Origin of the sequence: Pelagicoccus sp. SDUM812002, from assembly GCF_031127835.1 — a bacterium.
GTDB lineage: Bacteria > Verrucomicrobiota > Verrucomicrobiia > Opitutales > Opitutaceae > Pelagicoccus.
Map to the genome: position 1 here is coordinate 181,261 of NZ_JARXHX010000008.1, position 17,528 is coordinate 198,788.

Below are 17,528 nucleotides of genomic sequence, written 5' to 3' on the forward strand. Positions count from 1 at the left end.
ATCAGGCAAGCGTAGCGAGTGCCCCGAGAGCTGTTGAGATCGTCGGTAGTTTGGGGTAGAATAGTTCTGCGACCAATTATCCGGTTTCCTACGGTGCGGAGCCGGTGATGACGGCCCGTTTAGGGGCGGGGTAACCCTCGATGGTCTTGCTGGGGTCGCTCGGGTCCAAGAAGTCCTTGAGCGATTGGAAGACCATCCAGTCTGTACTACGTTGCTCCTGAGTTGTTGTAGTGGATACGTCGATGACCTTGATATCTCGATAGCGGCATCGGGTCATCCATTGTACAAGGGTTTCGACGGTGGGAATGAACCAGACATTTTTCATCTTTGAGTAGTACTGGTCGGGCACCAGAGAGTAGCCAAGGGGGCCGTCGACGACGATGGTTTCGAGCACCAGTTCGCCGCCGGGGCGCAGGAAATTTCGTAGTTCGTAGAGATGGTCGATTGGGGAACGACGGTGATAGAGTATCCCCATACTGAATACGGTGTCGAATACGGGAAGAGCGGGAGGGAGGCCTTCGATGCCGAAGGGCAGGACCCAGACCGGGGGCTCTTGCAAGTATTTGCGTACGGCAAGGTACTGCATGACGTAGAGGAGGAAGGGGTCGGTGCCAAGGGCGAGCTTGGCTCCAGCGCCAGCCATGCGCCAGCAGTGGTAGCCGCTGCCGCATCCGATATCGAGGACGAGCCGTCCGGCAAGATCTGAGATGCTGGTTAGGAGACGGTCCCACTTGAGGTCGGAGCGCCACTCGGTGTCGATATGGGTTCCGAAAAAGTCGAATGGGCCTTTTCGCCAAGGGCGGAAGTTATGAAGGGTCTCTGGCAGGGACTCACGCTGGTTTGTATCCAGATCTTCTGGAAGGCCGATTTGGATTGCAGGGGAGGTTGAGAGATCGCGTGACAAGCACCCGCCTACATCGGGTAGAGCGTCGATGGCGTTTAACCAGCGGTCGAGGTGTCCGTTGTTGGACTCGAGGATGGTCGGCTCGACGGTTTGGCGAAGGGTGGGGATCCAAGGCTCAAGATCGGTGTCTGCGAGTTTCTCGTAGAGTTTCTTGTAGGTGGAAAGTGGTGACATAATTTTTGCCCACGAATCTCGCAAATTTGCGCGAATCGGCTGTTGTTGAATTCGTGAAGCTCCGATTGATTTGTGGGAGAATCTTACTTAAAGGCGAGGAAGGAGGCAAAGTTGAAGCATTGCAGCCAGATTTCGTCGCGAGCGAAGCCGGCTTGCGAGAGGCGGGTTTCGTGGGCGTCGATCGTTTCGGGGATGAGTACGTTCTCGATGGCGGCTCGCTTCTGGGCGATCTCTAGGTCGCTGTAGCCATGGGCTCGTTTGAAGTCGTGGTGGAGGGTGGTGAGGTCGGCTTGGATTTGCGGGTCGTCGAAGAGGATCTTTTCGGACAGCACCAGTACGCCGCCGGGTATGAGGCCTTCGCGGATGCGGGTGAGCAGGGCGCACCGTTCCTCCTGCGGAATGAACTGCAGGGTGAAGTTGAGGACGACGATGGAGGCGTTTTCGATAAGGGTGTCCTGTATGTCCTGGCAGCTGAGCTCGATGCGGTGAGCTTTTTCGACAGCGGCGAGGTTGGGGCGGCAGCGGTCGAGCATGGCGGCGGAGTTGTCGACGCCTACGAAGGTGACGTCTTGCGTTTTTAGCTTGGCGCCCATGGAGGCGATGCCGGCTCCGAGCGAGCAACCGAGGTCGTAGATGCGAGTGCCTGGCTTGGCGTAGTGTTGGGCTATGATTCCGAGGAGGGATAAGGTCATGCCATAACCGGGTACGGACCGGCGGATCATGTCATCGAAGACTTCGGCTACGGTTTCGTCGAAAGCGAAGGCCGCGACTTGGCCGCGGGGGTCGGCGTAGACTTGGTCTTTATTGGTTTGTTTTGGCTCTGGCATGAACGTGGCTGTATCGTTCGAGAGTGAATGGGAGATCGTGATGGTGACAAGCCTGCTTCAGGTCTTGAGCTCAAGAGAACAGAGCCCCTAGTCCGAAGTCTAAGGTTTTGGAGGTCTAAGGAAGTTATAGCACTTACCAGCACTCAGTGTTCGAAGGTGACGACGTGGGAACGGTTTTCGGTCGTGACGGCCGCGGATGCACGGTTTTACGCTTTCGAATTAGATTTGAGGTATCACGCAACCGAGGAGGAGGGCCACCATCTTTACATCGACTTGTTGATGGAACAGACGCGTGCGACAAACGAGAGTTTCGGGACCAATTTGCCGCCGATTTCGACGCGGAGGGTATCAACGCGAATGGAGTACAGCTTGGGTAAGTGGATTTTCGGTTGGGAAGGTAGCCTACATGAGGCAGCTTCTCACTTGGCTCCGTATGAGCTGCCGACGGATCGTTACTTCATGTGGGGCGCAGACGTGAATTGTCGATTGCGGGAGTCGGCGCGCGGGACGGTCGATGTCTTTTGGGTTGGAAGCAATCTTAGCGATGAGGAAGGGCGTCCGCACGGTTTCTACCTTAAAGATTTGACGCCCGTGCCGGGGCGAAGCGTGAAGGTAGGGCTACGTATGCGTTGGTAGGATTAGTGTTGGGCGGCAAGGAGCTTCTGGAATTTGCTTCCGTTGCGTTGGGAGAGTTCGCCGTAGCTACCGGTTTCGACGATTCGTCCTGACTCTACCACTACAATGCGGTCAGCGCTGCGAATGGTGCTGAGCCGGTGGGCGATGGTAATGGTGGTTCGGCCCTGGGCGAGGGTCTCGAGGGCTTTCTGCACGAGTCTTTCGCTTTCGTTGTCGAGGGCGGAAGTGGCTTCGTCGAGCACGAGGATGGCGGGGTCGCGCAAGATGGCGCGGGCGATGGCGATGCGTTGGCGTTGGCCGCCCGAGAGGCTAGCTCCTCGTTCTCCGACTCGGGTTTGCATGCTATCTGGGAGTTGGGAGATGAATTCCCAAGCGTTAGCTTGGCGAGCGGCTTCGATCGCTTCTTCCTCGGTAGCTTCCGGACGGCCGAAGCGGATGTTTTCGAGAATGGTACCCGAAAGCAGGATACTGTCTTGCATGACTATGGCGCATTGCCGACGGAGGTGACGCATGTCGATAATGGCTTGTTCTTGGCCGTCGATGAGGATGCGGCCTTCCTCCGGGGCGTATAGACCGAGCAGAGGTTGACGAGGGTGCTCTTGCCAGAACCGGATCCACCGACAAAGGCGACGTTTTCGCCCGGGGCAATTGAGAGCTCCATATTTTGGAGGACTTTGACCCCGTCTTTTTTGTAGGAAAAGGCGACATTTTGGAAGTCGACTGCGCCACGCAAGTACTTTGGGCGTTCCTGGCCTCGTCACTGTTCCACGTAGTCGGAGTCGATGAGCTCCTTGATGCTGTTATAGCTCTCGGCTGCTAGCAAATACTGGATGCTGAATTGGGCGAAGATATTGATAGGATTGAGAATGGTGGGGAGGGCGCCTACCAGAGCGATGAGTGCGCCAATGCTCATTTTTCCGATGATCACTAGGTAGGCGCCGAAGCAGACCGCTAGGATATTAATAGCGGAGTGCATGGTAAAGACGGCCACGTTCATGCCTTGGTTGACGAGCATTTGGCTGACGCGGGTAGAGGAGTAGGCGTCGCTGACGCCGTCGAGTTCGCCTTGGACTTGAGGCTCTTGGCCGTATCCGCGAACCAACTTTAGGGCGGAGATGTATTCGCTCGCCTTACCGGTTAGTTTTTCGCGGGCGAGGCGGACTTCGCGGTTCTTGCGCTCGATGCGGGCAGTGTAGCGGAAGCGGATCAGCGCGAAGATGGGGACGGTGGTGAAGACGAAAAGAGCGTTCCATGGGTTGATCCAGACGAGGGTAGCGATGAGGGCGACGGAGCGGATAATTTCCGGAATTATGTTTAACAGGATGGGTATGACCGCGCCTTCGATGTTTTGGGTGTCGAAAGCGTATTTGCTGAGAAGTCGACCAGTCTGAGTTTTGTCTAGGAAGCCAAAGTGCATGAACTGGAGCTTGCGAAAGATGCGCGAGCGCAGGCTGACCATAACCACCTGCACGCGGCTGGACAATATCTGCAGGGCGAAGTACATGGCACCGTAGTGGATGAAGATAAGGATTAAGCCGTATCCGCAGAACAGTAGCATCTCCATCATGTCGCTGCGGGGGATGGAGTGGTCGACTATGTATTGGGTGATCAGCGGAAAGGGGACGACTGCAAGGACGCTGAAGGTTCGCCAGAAATGAAACCACGCAAAGGGACCCTGCTGGGCAGTGAGGAAGCCGAGGAGGGTGGAGGCTTTGAGAGGATCGTTTCGTTTCATTTGGATTCTGGAGGCGTCCTTTTCTCGCTCGTTCGCCAATCGATTTAGGTCCTATAGCTCGTGGCATCTATGATTTCTGATCGTCCAGATAAATGTCGACCAGAGAGTGTCCTATAGTAGGAGGCGTCGTCTTCTGAGTTCGCTCGGAGGGGGCAATATGAAATCGAAAGCGCATAAGGTGGATCGCTCCGCGGCTTCTGAGGGGTCTTTTTGGTGCTTAGGGTAAGTACTCCATGGCTCCGTAAATTACGCTACATTTTTCCCCTAACTTTATCAGTGAAAGGCATTTACTGTAATGCATAATTGGCTAGCCTTGGGCCCAATATTGGGCTTTGGCACTTGTATGTTTCCTGAGTGATCCTACAACTGTGCTTTTAAGATTTGGGAGAGTGCCGTTTTGACGAATAATAAAAAAAAAATACTACTCATCGACGACGACCCTTCCGTGAGCGCAGCGCTTTCGATGTTGCTCAAGGATGACTACGAGCCCTATGCGGCGGATACAGTGCGAGACGGCATCCGGCTCTTCGATACGATCCAGCCGAGTGTGGTGATATTGGATTTGCATTTGCCCGACCAGCATGGATTGGAGGCGCTGCGATCGATTCGGACTCTAGACCGATCGGTGCGAGTCATAATCTTAACGGGTTACGCGACTTTGGACGTAGTGGAGGAGTCCATGCGCTTGGGGGCGTCAGACTGCTTGCACAAGCCCTTCGATGCGGCGAAGTTGCGTTCTCGCCTGAAGGAGCTCGTGGATGAAGAAGAGGCGGAAGCCCAAGAGTTGCGGGTGGGTGAAGAGCGCAGCCGCTATGAGGTGCCAGAGGAAGGATTGGTTTCCTCCACGTTCTTGCATGACGTTAGCAACCCCTTGACCAGTCTGCAGGCCTTAACCCTGCTTCTCAAGGAAGGTACGGACGACGAGGAAACACGTCGCAAGCTCGCCCGAATGATCGAACAGAATGTGGCTTACCTCGGGTCCTTGATTGACCAGTGGAGAGCGTTTTCCGAGCCGCACACTTTGGTAAACGATTATGCGACCCTTGAGGAGATATCGCAGGAGGCGGTGGGATTTGTTAGCCTGAGAGCGGAAGCCAAGGAAGTGTCTTTGATAATGGACGTGGAGAAGGGTGATGTCATCCCCCAGCTAAACCGCCATGCGACGGCTCGGATTTTAGTAAATCTCCTGCAGAACGCGATAGAAGCATCGCCTCGAGCCTTTGGGAAGGTGATCCTCCGGGCGTATTCGCGGGACGAATCCGTAGAGTTTACGGTTCGCGACAATGGCGACGGGATCGCGCCGAGTGAGACCCAACGCGTTTTTGAGCCGCGCTATACTACCAAAAAGAAAGGTACCGGGTTGGGGCTTTTTATCGCCCGCCACATTGTGGAGGGAGCCAAGGGATCGATAACCATTTGTTCGCGACCCGGTCGCGGAACCACATTTACCGTCCAGCTTCCCGCTTGTAGATGAACAGCAGCCAAGACCTAGAAAACGAAAGTATTATCATTTGCCGCAACAGCCAGGGGACCCAATTAAGGGCCACCTTGATGCGGATGACCCGTTATCTCGTCACCTTCGAGGTCTACAATCCTTACAGCATCTTGCAGCTGTCCGAGGTGTTGGGTGAATTTGAGATCATCATAAATTCGCGTAAGGTCTACAGCGGTCGGGCCATCGTGAGCAACATGGTGAACACGGGCCTGGTGCTGGTCTGCGAGGCTACCCTGGATGACGAGAGCTGGATGGATGTGGAAATCCTGTCTCCGGCGACCCAAGTCGAGCGGCTGGCTTCAGACTTCGATCGCCTGATAAAGGATTGGAGCAAGCTCGAAGCGGTTTCCCCCGAGTTGAAGGTTGTCGTTTCGGACATCGAGACCTTGTTGACGGACTTGCAGCGCTGGACCGAGCAATTGGAGATTGCTGTACGTTCGTCACCTCCACCCGACCGCGCACGCAACGAGGTGCAGGTGATCGAAAGAGTGAATACAATGGTACTCCCTGTCGTTGCCGAGCAGTTCAAGAAATTTGAGGTCGTCACGGAGAGAGTAGCCGACGAGGCGGCGTCCATTCACCGGGCCTACTGCCGCCGCCAGCTTCACCCTCTCGTCATGTGCGCTCCTTTCGTGCATCGCACTTACGAGAAGCCTCTCGGTTACGCGGGCGACTATGAAATGGTGAACATGATTTTGCGCGACCCGAAGGAGGGAGCTTCTATCTTCGCCAAGATAGTTAACAGCTTTTTCGTAGCGGCGCCCCCAGCAGAGGCCCACCGTAACCGCATAACCTACCTGATGGGCATGCTATCGTCCGAAACGCGCCGCCGCATGCGCGCGGGCAAGACCGCGCGAATCTTCAACCTTGGCTGTGGCCCAGCTCGCGAGGTGCAGGGGTTTCTCATGGACGACGATTTGTGTGAACGAGCAGACTTTGCTCTGCTCGACTTCAATAAAGAAACAATCGACCGAACGGCCCAATTGCTAGGTGATATCAAAGCGAAGCATCGGCGCTCCACTCCCCTTCGCATGATCCAACGCTCGGTAAACCAAATCCTGCGGGAGGGGGCACGAATCGGCGATTCGGACGAGGGTGTTCAACGCTATGATGTCGTCTATTGCGCTGGACTGTTTGACTACCTTTCGGATCGAGTATGCCAGCGGCTTTTGGAGACGTTTTACGAGATGCTGGCACCAGGCGGCTTGCTAGTCGCGACCAACGTAGATTCGAGCAATCCAGTCCGCTACATGATGGAATACGTGATGGAGTGGCACTTGATCTACCGCGATGCGGACGAGTTGGCGAACCTCGCCCCGAGGGCCGCTGATCCTGAAGCCGTCAAGGTCCATAAAGATGAGACGGGGGTTAACATCTTCTTGGAAGTGCGAAAGCCGGATGAGTGAGCCTCGAAAGTCGGGTTGGAGCGAGGAGGAGCTTCGCGAGCGTTTCATCGATTACAACAAGTCCTTTCGTATAGCGAACTCTAGAGTTGGCTGTCTCCTTGTTGTATTCCTGATGCCTTTCGGTGCGTTGCTCGACTACTTCGTCTATCCCGATCAACTCGGCTTTTTCTTTCAGTTAAGAGTTCTTTGTTCTGCGATTGTATTCGGAATTTGGTGGTCCTTGGGGCAAGCCTTTGGGAAGCGCTACTACCGCCTCTTCGGACTGCTTTGGTATACGCAGCCATCCTTGTTCATCGCTTTGATGATTTATTATACTGAGGGCGTATACTCGCCTTACTACGCAGGCTTGAATTTGGTTTTGATCGGTTTGGCGTGGGTTGCCCAGGTCGATTTCGTTGAGAGCCTTGTATCCGTTTTGTTGACACTAGTCATGTATGGGGCGGCCTGTTATTTCCATGGTGACAGTTCGCTTTCGCTCTTAATCAACAATCTATACTTTATCGTGCTGACTGGCGTGATTGTGGTGACGGGAAGCTTTTTTCTCAACCGCATGCGTTATCGCGAGTTCGGATTGCGGCACGAGTTGGACGCTAATCGAGAGGAGTTAGAGGCGTCGAACTTGAAACTGGTTGAAATGGATAAGGCGAAGACGAACTTTTTCGCCAATATCAGTCATGAGCTGCGGACGCCATTGACTCTCTTGATTGGACCGCTCGATCGAATGCGGCGTCCGGGCAAAGATTTTTCGGAAGAGGAACGCGAGGAGTTGCTCGACATCATGCAGCAGAATGCGATGCGTTTGATGCGTCTGATTAACGATTTGCTCAACCTCGTCCGTCTCGACGCAGGGTCGCTCAAGCTCCGCCCAGCGAGCGTAGAGTTGGTCGCCTATTTGGAGGGGGTATGTCGATCCTTCTATCCGATGGCCCAAGAGCGGAGTTTGGACTTTTCGTGGGAGATCGAGGCGGGAGCGGACAAGACGGTTAATCTCGATCGGGAGAAGGTGGAGAAGATTTTGCTGAACCTACTTTTTAACGCTATCAAGTTTACTCCGCCCGGTGGACGAATTGTCTTACGCGCTCGTCGCGAGGCGAATCTCCTGCGTATCGAGGTGATCGATACGGGCAAAGGAATTGCTCCCGAGGAATTGGCCAGCGTGTTTGATCGTTTTTGGCAATCCGAGACTGCTTCGAACCGGCGTTATCAAGGCGTCGGGATTGGATTGGCTTTAGTTCGTGACTTGGCCCAGCTCCACGGCGGAGGGGTTTCCGCTCAAAGCGTGCTTGGAGAGGGCACTACGATGCAGGTAGATTTGGATGTATCCGTACCACTGGAACCTGTCACTCCGGAGGCTCCAGATAGTAATGAGGGCGTGAATACGAAGTGGCTGGAGCAGTTGTATCGACGGGCAGATTTCTTCCCTTCTCATGCCAAAAGTAGCAATGGCGCGGATACGAGTGCTCGGTCTGAGGGCGCGGTTGTACGAGGCGAGGGTCCCGAAGAAGATGAGCTACCCGGAATTCTCGTTGCGGATGACGAGCCTGAAATGATGCGCTTTCTCCGCTCTCAGTTGCGCGGGCGGTACCGTATCGACGAGGCTCGTGATGGGGCTGAAGCCCTGAAGATAGCCGCGGAACGGCGCCACCATTTAATATTGCTCGACTTCATGATGCCGCGGGTGGATGGGATCGAAGCGACGCGTCGCCTGCGTGAGATGCCAAGTCATCGCGGAGTGCCGATCGTGATTCTGACTGCTCGGGCGGACGAGGAGTCTAAGTTTCAGGCGCTTGACGCTGGGGCGACGGATTTTTTGACGAAGCCTTTTTCCTCGACCGAGTTGCTTGCTCGTTGTCGCAATCTTGCATCGGTGTACGAAATGCAACAGCAGGTCGAAGACCGTACGGTGCGACTCGAAGAGGCTCTCGAATTAATCAAGCAGACCGAGACGCAAATGGTGCAGCAGGCCAAGATGGCGTCTCTAGGTCAGCTTAGCGCTGGGTTGCTGCACGAGGTGAATAATCCGCTCAACTTCGCCACTACATCGATACACTTGATCAAGAAGCGGCTTTCTCGCTCGCCTCATCCGGAGCCCGATCTTTTGGAAAAGCCCTTAGCCGATCTGCATGATGGGATTCGGCGTGTATCCGAGATCGTTTCGAGTCTTCGCGAGTTCACCCACCCAGACACAAAGCGATTTGATAAGGTCGACTTGAATGCGGCTCTGGAAAATGCAATTCGCTTCGTGCAGATTCCCGTATCGGAGATCAGCCTAAAAAAAGACCTGCAAGGTGCAGCTTTGATTCGGGGAAACCAGAACCAGCTAGTACACTTATTCATCAACCTGCTGCAAAATTCCGTAGACAGCCTTCGGGAAAAAGGCGCAGAGAAACGGGAGATGAACGTGAGCTGCCAAGTGGACTCTGAGCGCGTACATATCAGTTTCGAAGACAATGGAATGGGTATCGAGAAGGAAGCTCTGGCGAGAATTTTTGATGCTTTCTTTACGACCAAGAAGGTTGGACAAGGCGTGGGCCTCGGCCTAAGCATTTGCCACCGAATAATCCAGCAGCATCAAGGAACTGTATTCGTGGAAAGCGAAGCAGGCCAATGGTGCCGGTTCTCGATGACTTTCCCTGCATACTCAACAACTCAAAAAACTGTATCCGACTCTAAATGACAGGCCAATACGACTATAAGAAATATCGAGTTCTCTTCGTAGACGACGAAGTTCAAACCACAGACTTAGTGTGTGAGTATCTTATGGATACTTTTGATATCGTGCCTGCTTACAATGCGGAAGAGGCCTGGGCGAAGTTTGAGGAAAATCCGGACTCGTTTGCGGTCATCGTGACAGACCAGCGGATGCCTGGAGATCAAGGAACGGATTTGCTTGAAAAGATCCGGGCAGCGAGACCGCGCACTATCCGAATTCTTTGTACTGCTTACGCGGACATCCAAGCGGCGATCGATGCAGTAAATGTAGGAGCCATCTACAAGTATATCACTAAGCCCGTGGAAACTCCGGAGCTGGAGATGAACGTGATGCGCTCCATGGAATTTTACCTGATACAGCGTGAGCGCGACCTTTTGATGCGGGAGAAGCTCTCTGCTCTGCAGCGCCTTATGATGACGGATCGCTTGATTAGCCTAGGGGTTTTCGCGGCCGGGTTGAACCATCACATGCGCAACGGGCTGACCGCGGTTAAGACCTTTCTCGACCTCGCTCCGCTCAAGCTTCAGAGCGAGAACGTGAGTCTGGACAGCTTGCGTAATCCGAATTACTGGAACGACTTTTATACCACCGCTCAGGATTCGATGCAGAAAGTGTTGGATCTTCTCAAGGAGGTGCAGGAAATCCCGGAACCGCCGCCCGTGCCAGACGACGACCAGGTCGACCTGGCTACTGTCGTTCGCGAAGCTTTGGAGCGAGAGAGCGAAGTGTTCTCAGGTCGCTCTATCACGGTGGAATTTTCGGCTGGAGAAGTTCCTCCGATCGCAGCGAGTCGAGGAATGATATCCCGTCTTTTCGAATTGCTTCTGAAGGATGAGAGTGCGAATGCGAACGAAGGGGGTACGATTCGGATTTCCCTGGAATCGCAGGATTCAGTTGATGGCAAGGCTGGTGTGCGTGCGGTTCTCGAGGACGACGGACCAGGGCTGACGGCAGAGAATCTACAATGCCTTTTCGACCCGTTCTTCACCCGTCGAGGCCAGCCTGATCAGTATGGAATCAACCTCTTGGCGGCCTTTTTCCTCATTCATCACCATTCCGGCTCGATCAGCGCTGAGAAATCTGAAATGGGAGGTGTTCGCTTCGATATTTGGCTTCCAGTTGACCCAAGTTCGATGCCGTCATTGCAAGGCGAGGAGGCATTCCTTCAGCGGGTGATGGAAGCGGAGCGAGCATGGGAAAAGAAGTTGATTGGAGAATAAATATTGATGCTGTCGAAGGGTAAACAGGGCGGGCGCAACCGAGTGCTCATTATCGATGACGATCCCATGGTTTTGGAGTCATTGGATATGCTGTTTAGCCACTATGGCTGGGATGTCTTGACGGCGGAAGATGGAGATTCGGTGATCGATGCCCTGCGGCCGATCGATTACCAGCTGGCCGTGGTGGACCAGAGGATGGATGGAACGAGCGGGATCGATACGATTCGCGAGTTGAAGCTGCGCTCCTCAGCTCCTATTTTCATGCTTACAGGCTGTGTAGACCCAGGATTACGGGGCGAGGCGGAACGGGTCGGCGTAGACCGCTTTTTCGACAAGCCGGTAGAAGCTGCGGAAATGATTCGAGCTTTGGAAAACCTGTAGGGACGATCGTAAAAAGTGTCTCATTGGCGTCGCGTCTTTGTGAAAGGACCGATGCGACAGCATGGTTTTTTGTTTCCCGAAGGTGGAGCAATTTTGTCCCGGTGTATTAGCGATCCGCATTGTTTTGTGAAATCGACTTACATTGCTTTACCTTTGGGGAAGCTTGGCTAGGGTACTCGTTCAAGTGGTCCGTTTTTCTCGATCCCATCTTGGCAATTAGCATGCATTTGGGAAGAAATCTGGATCTGGTACGACCGGAATTCCTCTAGAATTCCGGTTTTTGCGCCTTTCAAGGCGCCTCACCAAAAGTACGCGAATGGCTCGATTGGAAGGGAGCTCGTTCGCTCTCCTGTGCTCGTCCCAAAAGGGACACTCCAATACAAACTCCTATCGTCGTTATGAATTACCAAACTTATACTACCCGTAGAGAATCTGAAGCTCAGCGGTCTGAAGAAGAGCAGAAGCAAGCCGTGCGCCCTGAGCTAACTGAAGCTCAAAAGAAGAGGGCCGAGCTCATCAAGTCTGCCCTGAACCGCACTGCTCGCGAGCGTCGCATGGCGACGCATCGCTAAGGCGATTTTCAGCTAATCGCTAGCTGGGTAGATGGGCCTGTGTTTGCCCAGTAGTAGCATAGCTTATTTCAAATAGTCTTCGATGAAGGCGTTTCTCGCGGCGAAAGCGTGCACATCCCAGTGCTCGCGGTCTTCGCCTTTTGGCCAGCCGTGCTCGCGATATGTGACGGGGTAGCTGATGACTTTTCCGTCAGCTTGGTTCAGAGCAGCGTAGATCGAAGTTGAGGGACACGTTTGGTCTATCAGGCCTATCTCGGCGAAGATGGTCGCTTGCGAGCCCGTCAGCAAATGTGCGGCATCGAAGTAGGGAACCGCCTCTAGAATCTCAGGATTGCCCTTGTTCCAATCGATGGGTTTGGGCCATCCACCTTTTCGTCCTGCGAGCGGACCTCCCCAATCGCACATGGCAGGGACATTGACGACAGCGGCGGTCACACGCGGGTCTAGCCCAACTGCGGCGAGCGCTTGGCCACCTCCTTGGCTTTCGCCGATCACGAGGATTCGCTTGCCGTCCCACTCGGGTTGGCGAGTCATGAACTCGATGCTTCGGAGCATGCGATGGTACATGAAGCGAAAATAAAAGGCGTCGCGGTCGGTATTGCCCAAATCGGAATAGTTTTTGAGCGGTCCGCTCTCCAGATCTTCGTAGTAGGCCTCCTCTTCGTGGTTGAGCATGCCGTGGGCGTTGGTGTCGAGGGCGAGGGCTCCGTTGCCGCGTTTAGAGAGTTTAAGGGCCTCGTGGGTATTGGCGCGACACCACTCTCCTTTGACACCTGCCGCTCGGTATTGGATGACGATGGGTAGGGTACCCGGCTGCGCGTTTGCTGGCTTGGCGAAGATTGCCCGCATCGGTTGTGGTCCGGGGCTGTTGATTTCGACGTCGTAGGCCTCGTGGCCGCTTTCGCTCGGATCGAGCTCGATAGCTTGTTGGTCAACTTTGAGTCGAAGCTCTTTCGACCTCGCTTTTTCCTTGGTCCAGTAAGTATCGAAATCTTGGGGACGCTGGCTGCCAGGGTTTAATTCGTCCGGTGAAATGACGATTCCGATTGTATCGCTGGCATCGCCGTAGTGGGCTTCGAAGATGATGCTACCTGCTTCGTTGAACGTGTATTGGAAAGTGTGGTTTGAGGTACCTGAGGGGAGGGCGAGGGTTTGATCTACCACCTCCTGGTTGTTCTTCTGGATTTTCAGTTGGAGAGGGGCGTCTTGCTCGCTATCAGCCGAGAAGCTTAGCTCGACGGTTTCGCCTTTTTGGTAGACTCCGTCTGTCTTGTTCAGGCTAAGCTTAAGCTGGGCCGCAGAGAGAAGTGCAGGCACGGTAAGGAGTAAGGCGACGATTAGGGCGTTTTGTAGCTTCATGGGTAGGGTTGTACCAAGACCTTAGGTAAAGGGTGAAAATGGTCAAATGGAGAGAGAAAGCACTGTCGTTCCCCGTGTTTTGGAGGAAAGCCGCCCCTAGCCCTTATTGGCGAGCTGGCCGCAGGCGGCAGCTATGTCTTGGCCGAGGGAGAAACGTCGGGTAACCGTGTATCCGGCGTCTTGCAGGCGCTCTTTGAAGGCCTCGATGGTTGGGGTGTCGGAAGGGAGGTAGGACTTGTCGAGGGAGTAGTCGGGGTTATAGGGGATAAGGTTTATGTGGGTGTCGAGACCTTTCAGGAATGCGGCAACTTCGTCAGCGGCTTCTAGGCTGTCGTTGAGGTCCTTGAACATGATGTACTCGATCATGGCGCCGGTGCCGCGAATCTCCTCTAGCTTTTCGAGCATGGAGCGGAGTTGGGACATGGGGTAGCGGTCGTTGATGGGCATCACGGCACTACGTCCCTCGTCATTGGACCCGTTTAGGCTGAGCGCGAATCCGACTTGGGGGAAGCGTCGGGCAAATTTGAGAATCAGTTCCGGTATCCCCAAAGAGGATACCGTGATGCGTTTTGGGGCGAAATCGAAGACGTTTTGGGTGGTCAGCAGTTCGAGGGCGCCCATGAGGTTCTCGTAGTTGCGCAGCGGCTCTCCCATGCCCATGAAGACGATGTTTCGGAGGTTGCGGTCTTCGGAAGCAAGGATGCGGCCAGCTTGTACGACTTGGTCGAGGATTTCCTCGCGTTTGAGGTTGCGAAAGAAGCCCAGCTCGCCGGTTGCGCAAAAACGGCACTTTTCGGTGCAGCCCACTTGGGAGGAAACGCAGATGCTGGTGCGTCCGGTGGCGATACGGAGGATGACGGTTTCGATCTTTTTCCCGTCCCGTGTTTCGAAGAGCAGCTTGCTGGCGCCGTCGACGTTGGAATCGATGCGGGAAACGAGTGTGAGGTAAGAGGTCTCGAAGTTGTTTTTGATGTCCTCAAGAAGGGGCTTGTCCCAGCCAATTTCTTCGAGCTGTTTGAATTCACGGAAGAGCAGGCGGTTGCTACGACGAAGCTCGCGTTCGCCCAAGCCTTTGCGGCTTAGGTGCTTCGAGAGTATCGAGATGTCGTAGAGTGAGTGTTTCATGGTATTCGGTGCTTTGCGGTGCGATTTCGAGTGTGCTTGGGAATAGTTAGGAGATAGATGGGGGCAAGTTTGTTTCGAAATAGCGACGACCTCCGCTCGGGACTAATTTTATATATTCGTGGGACGAGTTTGCGAATAGTGAGCACTGCGTTTAAGTTTCTTCGAATCGGAAGGAGAGGCCTTCCGCGTAGACAGAAGGATTCTCATGGCTATAAAGATGCATGACTTGCAGGTCCGGACTTGGGCTGATGGCAAGATCGTTGAGGTTAAGGTTTGCGGAAAGCTGACGCAGGCAGACTGCGAGCAGTTTATCCCGGTTGTGGATGATGGGGTGGCGAGGTTCGGGCAGATTCGCTTGCTCTTCGATTGCGTTGAATTCGATGGCTGGACCTTAGATGGCCTTCTTGAGGATGCGAAGTTCGGCTTGCATCATTATAATGCAATTTTCCGCATGGCGATCGTGGGTAACAAGACCTGGGAAAAGGCAATGGCTACCTTGTGCAAACCCTTTACCAAGGCGGACGTGAATTATTACGACTTTACCGAAATCGAGTTGGCTCGGGCCTGGTTGCGCGAGGGGACTTAAGCTACGTCTAGATTGTATGAATAAATTGGGTACGAATAGCGATTTCACGTCGCTTTGTCCGACCCTCGTTGTCCGGCTTTACTCAGAGCCTATCGGATTCGCGTTTAGCCACGAGGTAGTCGAGGTCGTAGGGGCGAATTAATTTGGGGTCCGGGTGTAGCCGTGTGCCGGTTGTGCCCTTGCCTTCGTAGTCAGACTGGGTGAGCACGTGGCGAATCGATTCGAGGCGTGCTTTGGGTTTGTGGTTTCCGTTCACGATCACCCAAGGGGAGCTGAGGGTATGAGTGCGTTCGAACATCTTCTCCTTGTAGAAAGTGAAATCGTCCCATTTCTCTTGGGCGAGAGCGTCGACGGTGCTGAGTTTCCACTGCTTTAGGATGTCGGACTTTCGTGCTTCGAAGCGGTCGTGCTGGGCAGTGCGGTTAATGGAGAACCAGAATTTTATGATTTGGATGCCATCGTCGATGAGCATCTTCTCGATGTTGTTCACCTGCCCAATGAACTCTTCGTATTGATCCTTGGTGCAGAAGCCCATGACGGGTTCCACGACGGCCCGGTTGTACCAACTGCGGTCGAAGAAAATGATTTCGCCAGGGTTAGGGAGCCCGAGGAAGTAACGCTGGAAGAACCATTGCCCCAGCTCCTTTTCTGTCGGCTTCGGAAGGGCGATGACGCGCATGGCCCGCGGGTTGAGATGGCGGGTGAAATGGCGGATGGCGCCGCCTTTTCCAGCGGCGTCGCGCCCTTCGAAAATGATCAGCAGCCGCTTGTTGTTGTTGGCGATGTCTTGCTGCAGGAGGACGAGCTCGCGTTGTAGGTCTTGGAGTTCGGCTTGGTATTCGGGCGAATCTTTCATGGGCAAAATGCGGATCGAATAGACTTCGCTCGGCTGCTGCTGGCAACAATACATTCGATCGACGGGTGACAGTTCCGCGCCGATCAGAGCATCAAGGCGACGCTTGAATCTGGGTGGTCTAGACCTTTCGCAGTAGCTCGAGAAGCTTGCGGTCGAGCTTATGCCCGTACCAGTCTTCGTAATCCACGTCGGAGCGTCCGGAGTCAAGGATGCCGAAGTCGCCGTGCATTTCCCAAAGCGCGAAGCCGATGTCTCGCTCCGCGAGCACGCTAAGTACGTCTCCGAACCAGGCTAGAAATACGTCGTGTGGAGTTTCGTTGTAGCAACCACATTCGCCGCAGTGCACGCCGACAGCTTGGTCTTGTAGGTCGAACCAATGCTTGTAGAATTCTTCGAGGGCTCTCCGGTTGGCCCCGGGGCCGTCGGGCCATTTAGGGGGAGGCAGATTCTCTGTGTCTTTGTAGACCCACGGCGCTTTGTGGTGGGAGATATCGAAAGGGAAATAGCCGCGGCAGCTTTGGGCGATATCCAGGTCGGCGAGCTCGGGTACGGCGACGTGTCCACCATTGTTCCCATCGGCTACGATAAGGTGGTCGGGGGCGTGTTGACGGATACTTTGCACTGCAGCCTTAGCAACCCGATGGTACGTTTCCGGTGGCACAGTTTCACGTTTGCCGTGCTGGTCGTTCATGTCCTCGCGCAGGGATGGCTCGTTGAGGAGATCGAAGCTGATGAGCTGCTTCGAAAGGCCGCTGTAGCGATTGCTCCACATGCCCCAGTGGTGGCAAAAAGCATCAAGGGCGGCTTGGTCGGTCCAGAGATTGTAGGGTTCATGGAAGCCAGCATTGATACAGTAGCCTGGGGCTCGGTGGAGGTTTAGGCTGACATGCAGGCCGTATTTGTGGGCCTTTTCGATAATGGCATCGACTTCCGCTACCTTCTTTTCGGAAAACTCATAGACCTCGTCCGGAGTGATATCTCTATCGTAATCTATGTCTAGGAAATATGGATACGCCATGGGTATGCGCACGAAGTCGAATCCCCAGTCTCGCATCCACTTGAAACTCTCTTCTGCGGTCTTCGGTCGGCCTTCCTGAGGGTTAGGCACAAAGAAATCGAGGAAATTGAAGCCTTTCCATTTCGGCAGGGATTGATGGAGCGGTTTCGTTTGCATAGTCGTTTCGGCGGACGCGAGAGCTCGAGAGGTGATACCGGCAGCCGCGAGACCGACGGCTGATTTCCTAATGAAGTCTCTTCTAGGGATAGGGGCAGAGCTCATGCTGTGAACGGGTAGAAAGTTATAGTTTATAGCGTCTTTTCACCTTTTGAGATTCGGGACTGGAAGGCAAATCTCATCGTGCGATCAGCGCTCTCTATCTCATATTTCATAGTGCTGAGTCCGAATTGATCGGATGAGTCTGTGCTGGGCGCTCCGTAACTCTTTGACGAATACGGCCACTGTGACTCTTCCATCGAGCACTCGGAAAGGGTGGTGGCGAGAGTTGACCTTAGGAGGATAGCGATATTTCTTTTCGCTCT

17 protein-coding genes are annotated in these 17,528 nt (G+C 54.2%); 8 read left to right on the top strand and 9 right to left on the bottom strand.

The window, feature by feature from the left end:
• Positions 1 to 88: 88 nt before the first annotated feature.
• Positions 89 to 1,078 carry a tRNA 5-methoxyuridine(34)/uridine 5-oxyacetic acid(34) synthase CmoB gene (cmoB, locus tag QEH53_RS13410; protein ID WP_309023717.1) on the bottom strand — a complete coding sequence of 330 codons (990 nt, stop codon included), beginning with the start codon at positions 1,076 to 1,078 and terminating at the stop codon, positions 89 to 91.
• An 83-nt stretch (positions 1,079 to 1,161) separates the two neighbouring features.
• Positions 1,162 to 1,905 (bottom strand): carboxy-S-adenosyl-L-methionine synthase CmoA, encoded by a 744-nt coding sequence (gene cmoA, locus QEH53_RS13415; RefSeq protein ID WP_309023718.1) that lies wholly within the window; start codon positions 1,903 to 1,905, stop codon positions 1,162 to 1,164.
• Between the two features lie 156 nt (positions 1,906 to 2,061).
• Here cmoA and QEH53_RS13420 point away from each other — a divergent pair, with 156 nt between their 5' ends.
• Positions 2,062 to 2,541, top strand: a complete 480-nt coding sequence (locus QEH53_RS13420) for a hypothetical protein (RefSeq protein ID WP_309023719.1) — start codon at positions 2,062 to 2,064, stop codon at positions 2,539 to 2,541.
• 2 nt (positions 2,542 to 2,543) lie between these two features.
• Here QEH53_RS13420 and QEH53_RS13425 read toward each other — a convergent pair whose 3' ends face one another.
• The 3 genes from QEH53_RS13425 to QEH53_RS13435 form a co-directional block, all read right to left on the bottom strand.
• Positions 2,544 to 3,053 carry an ATP-binding cassette domain-containing protein gene (locus QEH53_RS13425; RefSeq protein ID WP_369426444.1) on the bottom strand — a complete coding sequence of 170 codons (510 nt, stop codon included), beginning with the start codon at positions 3,051 to 3,053 and terminating at the stop codon, positions 2,544 to 2,546.
• Positions 3,023 to 3,202 (bottom strand): ATP-binding cassette domain-containing protein, encoded by a 180-nt coding sequence (locus QEH53_RS13430; RefSeq protein WP_309023789.1) that lies wholly within the window; start codon positions 3,200 to 3,202, stop codon positions 3,023 to 3,025. Before QEH53_RS13430 ends, QEH53_RS13425 begins: the two co-directional genes overlap by 31 nt.
• Positions 3,203 to 3,298: 96 nt before the next feature.
• On the bottom strand, positions 3,299 to 4,276 hold the full coding sequence (locus tag QEH53_RS13435; protein ID WP_309023720.1) for an ABC transporter ATP-binding protein: 978 nt from the start codon (positions 4,274 to 4,276) through the stop codon (positions 3,299 to 3,301).
• Between the two features lie 397 nt (positions 4,277 to 4,673).
• Here QEH53_RS13435 and QEH53_RS13440 point away from each other — a divergent pair, with 397 nt between their 5' ends.
• The 6 genes from QEH53_RS13440 to QEH53_RS13465 all read left to right on the top strand — a co-directional run bounded on the left by QEH53_RS13440 (position 4,674) and on the right by QEH53_RS13465 (position 12,063).
• Positions 4,674 to 5,750, top strand: coding sequence for a hybrid sensor histidine kinase/response regulator (locus QEH53_RS13440; protein ID WP_309023721.1), 1,077 nt, complete (start codon positions 4,674 to 4,676; stop codon positions 5,748 to 5,750).
• Positions 5,747 to 7,177 carry a methyltransferase gene (locus tag QEH53_RS13445; protein ID WP_309023722.1) on the top strand — a complete coding sequence of 477 codons (1,431 nt, stop codon included), beginning with the start codon at positions 5,747 to 5,749 and terminating at the stop codon, positions 7,175 to 7,177. The genes QEH53_RS13440 and QEH53_RS13445 overlap by 4 nt, the downstream gene beginning before the upstream one ends.
• Complete coding sequence (locus tag QEH53_RS13450) at positions 7,170 to 9,854, top strand: ATP-binding protein (protein WP_309023723.1); 2,685 nt, start codon at positions 7,170 to 7,172, stop codon at positions 9,852 to 9,854. The genes QEH53_RS13445 and QEH53_RS13450 overlap by 8 nt, the downstream gene beginning before the upstream one ends.
• Positions 9,851 to 11,110, top strand: a complete 1,260-nt coding sequence (locus QEH53_RS13455; RefSeq protein WP_309023724.1) for a hybrid sensor histidine kinase/response regulator — start codon at positions 9,851 to 9,853, stop codon at positions 11,108 to 11,110. Before QEH53_RS13450 ends, QEH53_RS13455 begins: the two co-directional genes overlap by 4 nt.
• Before the next feature lie 6 nt (positions 11,111 to 11,116).
• Complete coding sequence (locus QEH53_RS13460) at positions 11,117 to 11,491, top strand: response regulator (protein ID WP_309023725.1); 375 nt, start codon at positions 11,117 to 11,119, stop codon at positions 11,489 to 11,491.
• A gap of 398 nt (positions 11,492 to 11,889) precedes the next feature.
• The gene (locus QEH53_RS13465) at positions 11,890 to 12,063 is read left to right on the top strand and encodes a hypothetical protein (protein WP_309023726.1); all 174 of its coding nucleotides are present in this window, start codon (positions 11,890 to 11,892) and stop codon (positions 12,061 to 12,063) included.
• 63 nt (positions 12,064 to 12,126) lie between these two features.
• On the opposite strand, the gene QEH53_RS13470 is transcribed toward QEH53_RS13465, so the two are convergent.
• Both QEH53_RS13470 and rlmN read right to left on the bottom strand, forming a co-directional pair.
• Positions 12,127 to 13,422, bottom strand: a complete 1,296-nt coding sequence (locus QEH53_RS13470; protein ID WP_309023727.1) for an acetylxylan esterase — start codon at positions 13,420 to 13,422, stop codon at positions 12,127 to 12,129.
• 96 nt (positions 13,423 to 13,518) lie between these two features.
• Positions 13,519 to 14,547, bottom strand: coding sequence for a 23S rRNA (adenine(2503)-C(2))-methyltransferase RlmN (rlmN, locus tag QEH53_RS13475; RefSeq protein ID WP_309023728.1), 1,029 nt, complete (start codon positions 14,545 to 14,547; stop codon positions 13,519 to 13,521).
• A gap of 205 nt (positions 14,548 to 14,752) precedes the next feature.
• Here rlmN and QEH53_RS13480 point away from each other — a divergent pair, with 205 nt between their 5' ends.
• Positions 14,753 to 15,133, top strand: a complete 381-nt coding sequence (locus tag QEH53_RS13480; protein ID WP_309023729.1) for an STAS/SEC14 domain-containing protein — start codon at positions 14,753 to 14,755, stop codon at positions 15,131 to 15,133.
• Between the two features lie 82 nt (positions 15,134 to 15,215).
• On the opposite strand, the gene ppk2 is transcribed toward QEH53_RS13480, so the two are convergent.
• Both ppk2 and QEH53_RS13490 read right to left on the bottom strand, forming a co-directional pair.
• The gene (gene ppk2 / locus QEH53_RS13485) at positions 15,216 to 15,989 is read right to left on the bottom strand and encodes a polyphosphate kinase 2 (protein WP_309023730.1); all 774 of its coding nucleotides are present in this window, start codon (positions 15,987 to 15,989) and stop codon (positions 15,216 to 15,218) included.
• Positions 15,990 to 16,107: 118 nt separating this feature from the next.
• On the bottom strand, positions 16,108 to 17,268 hold the full coding sequence (locus tag QEH53_RS13490) for a cellulase family glycosylhydrolase (protein ID WP_309023731.1): 1,161 nt from the start codon (positions 17,266 to 17,268) through the stop codon (positions 16,108 to 16,110).
• Positions 17,269 to 17,528 lie beyond the last annotated feature (260 nt).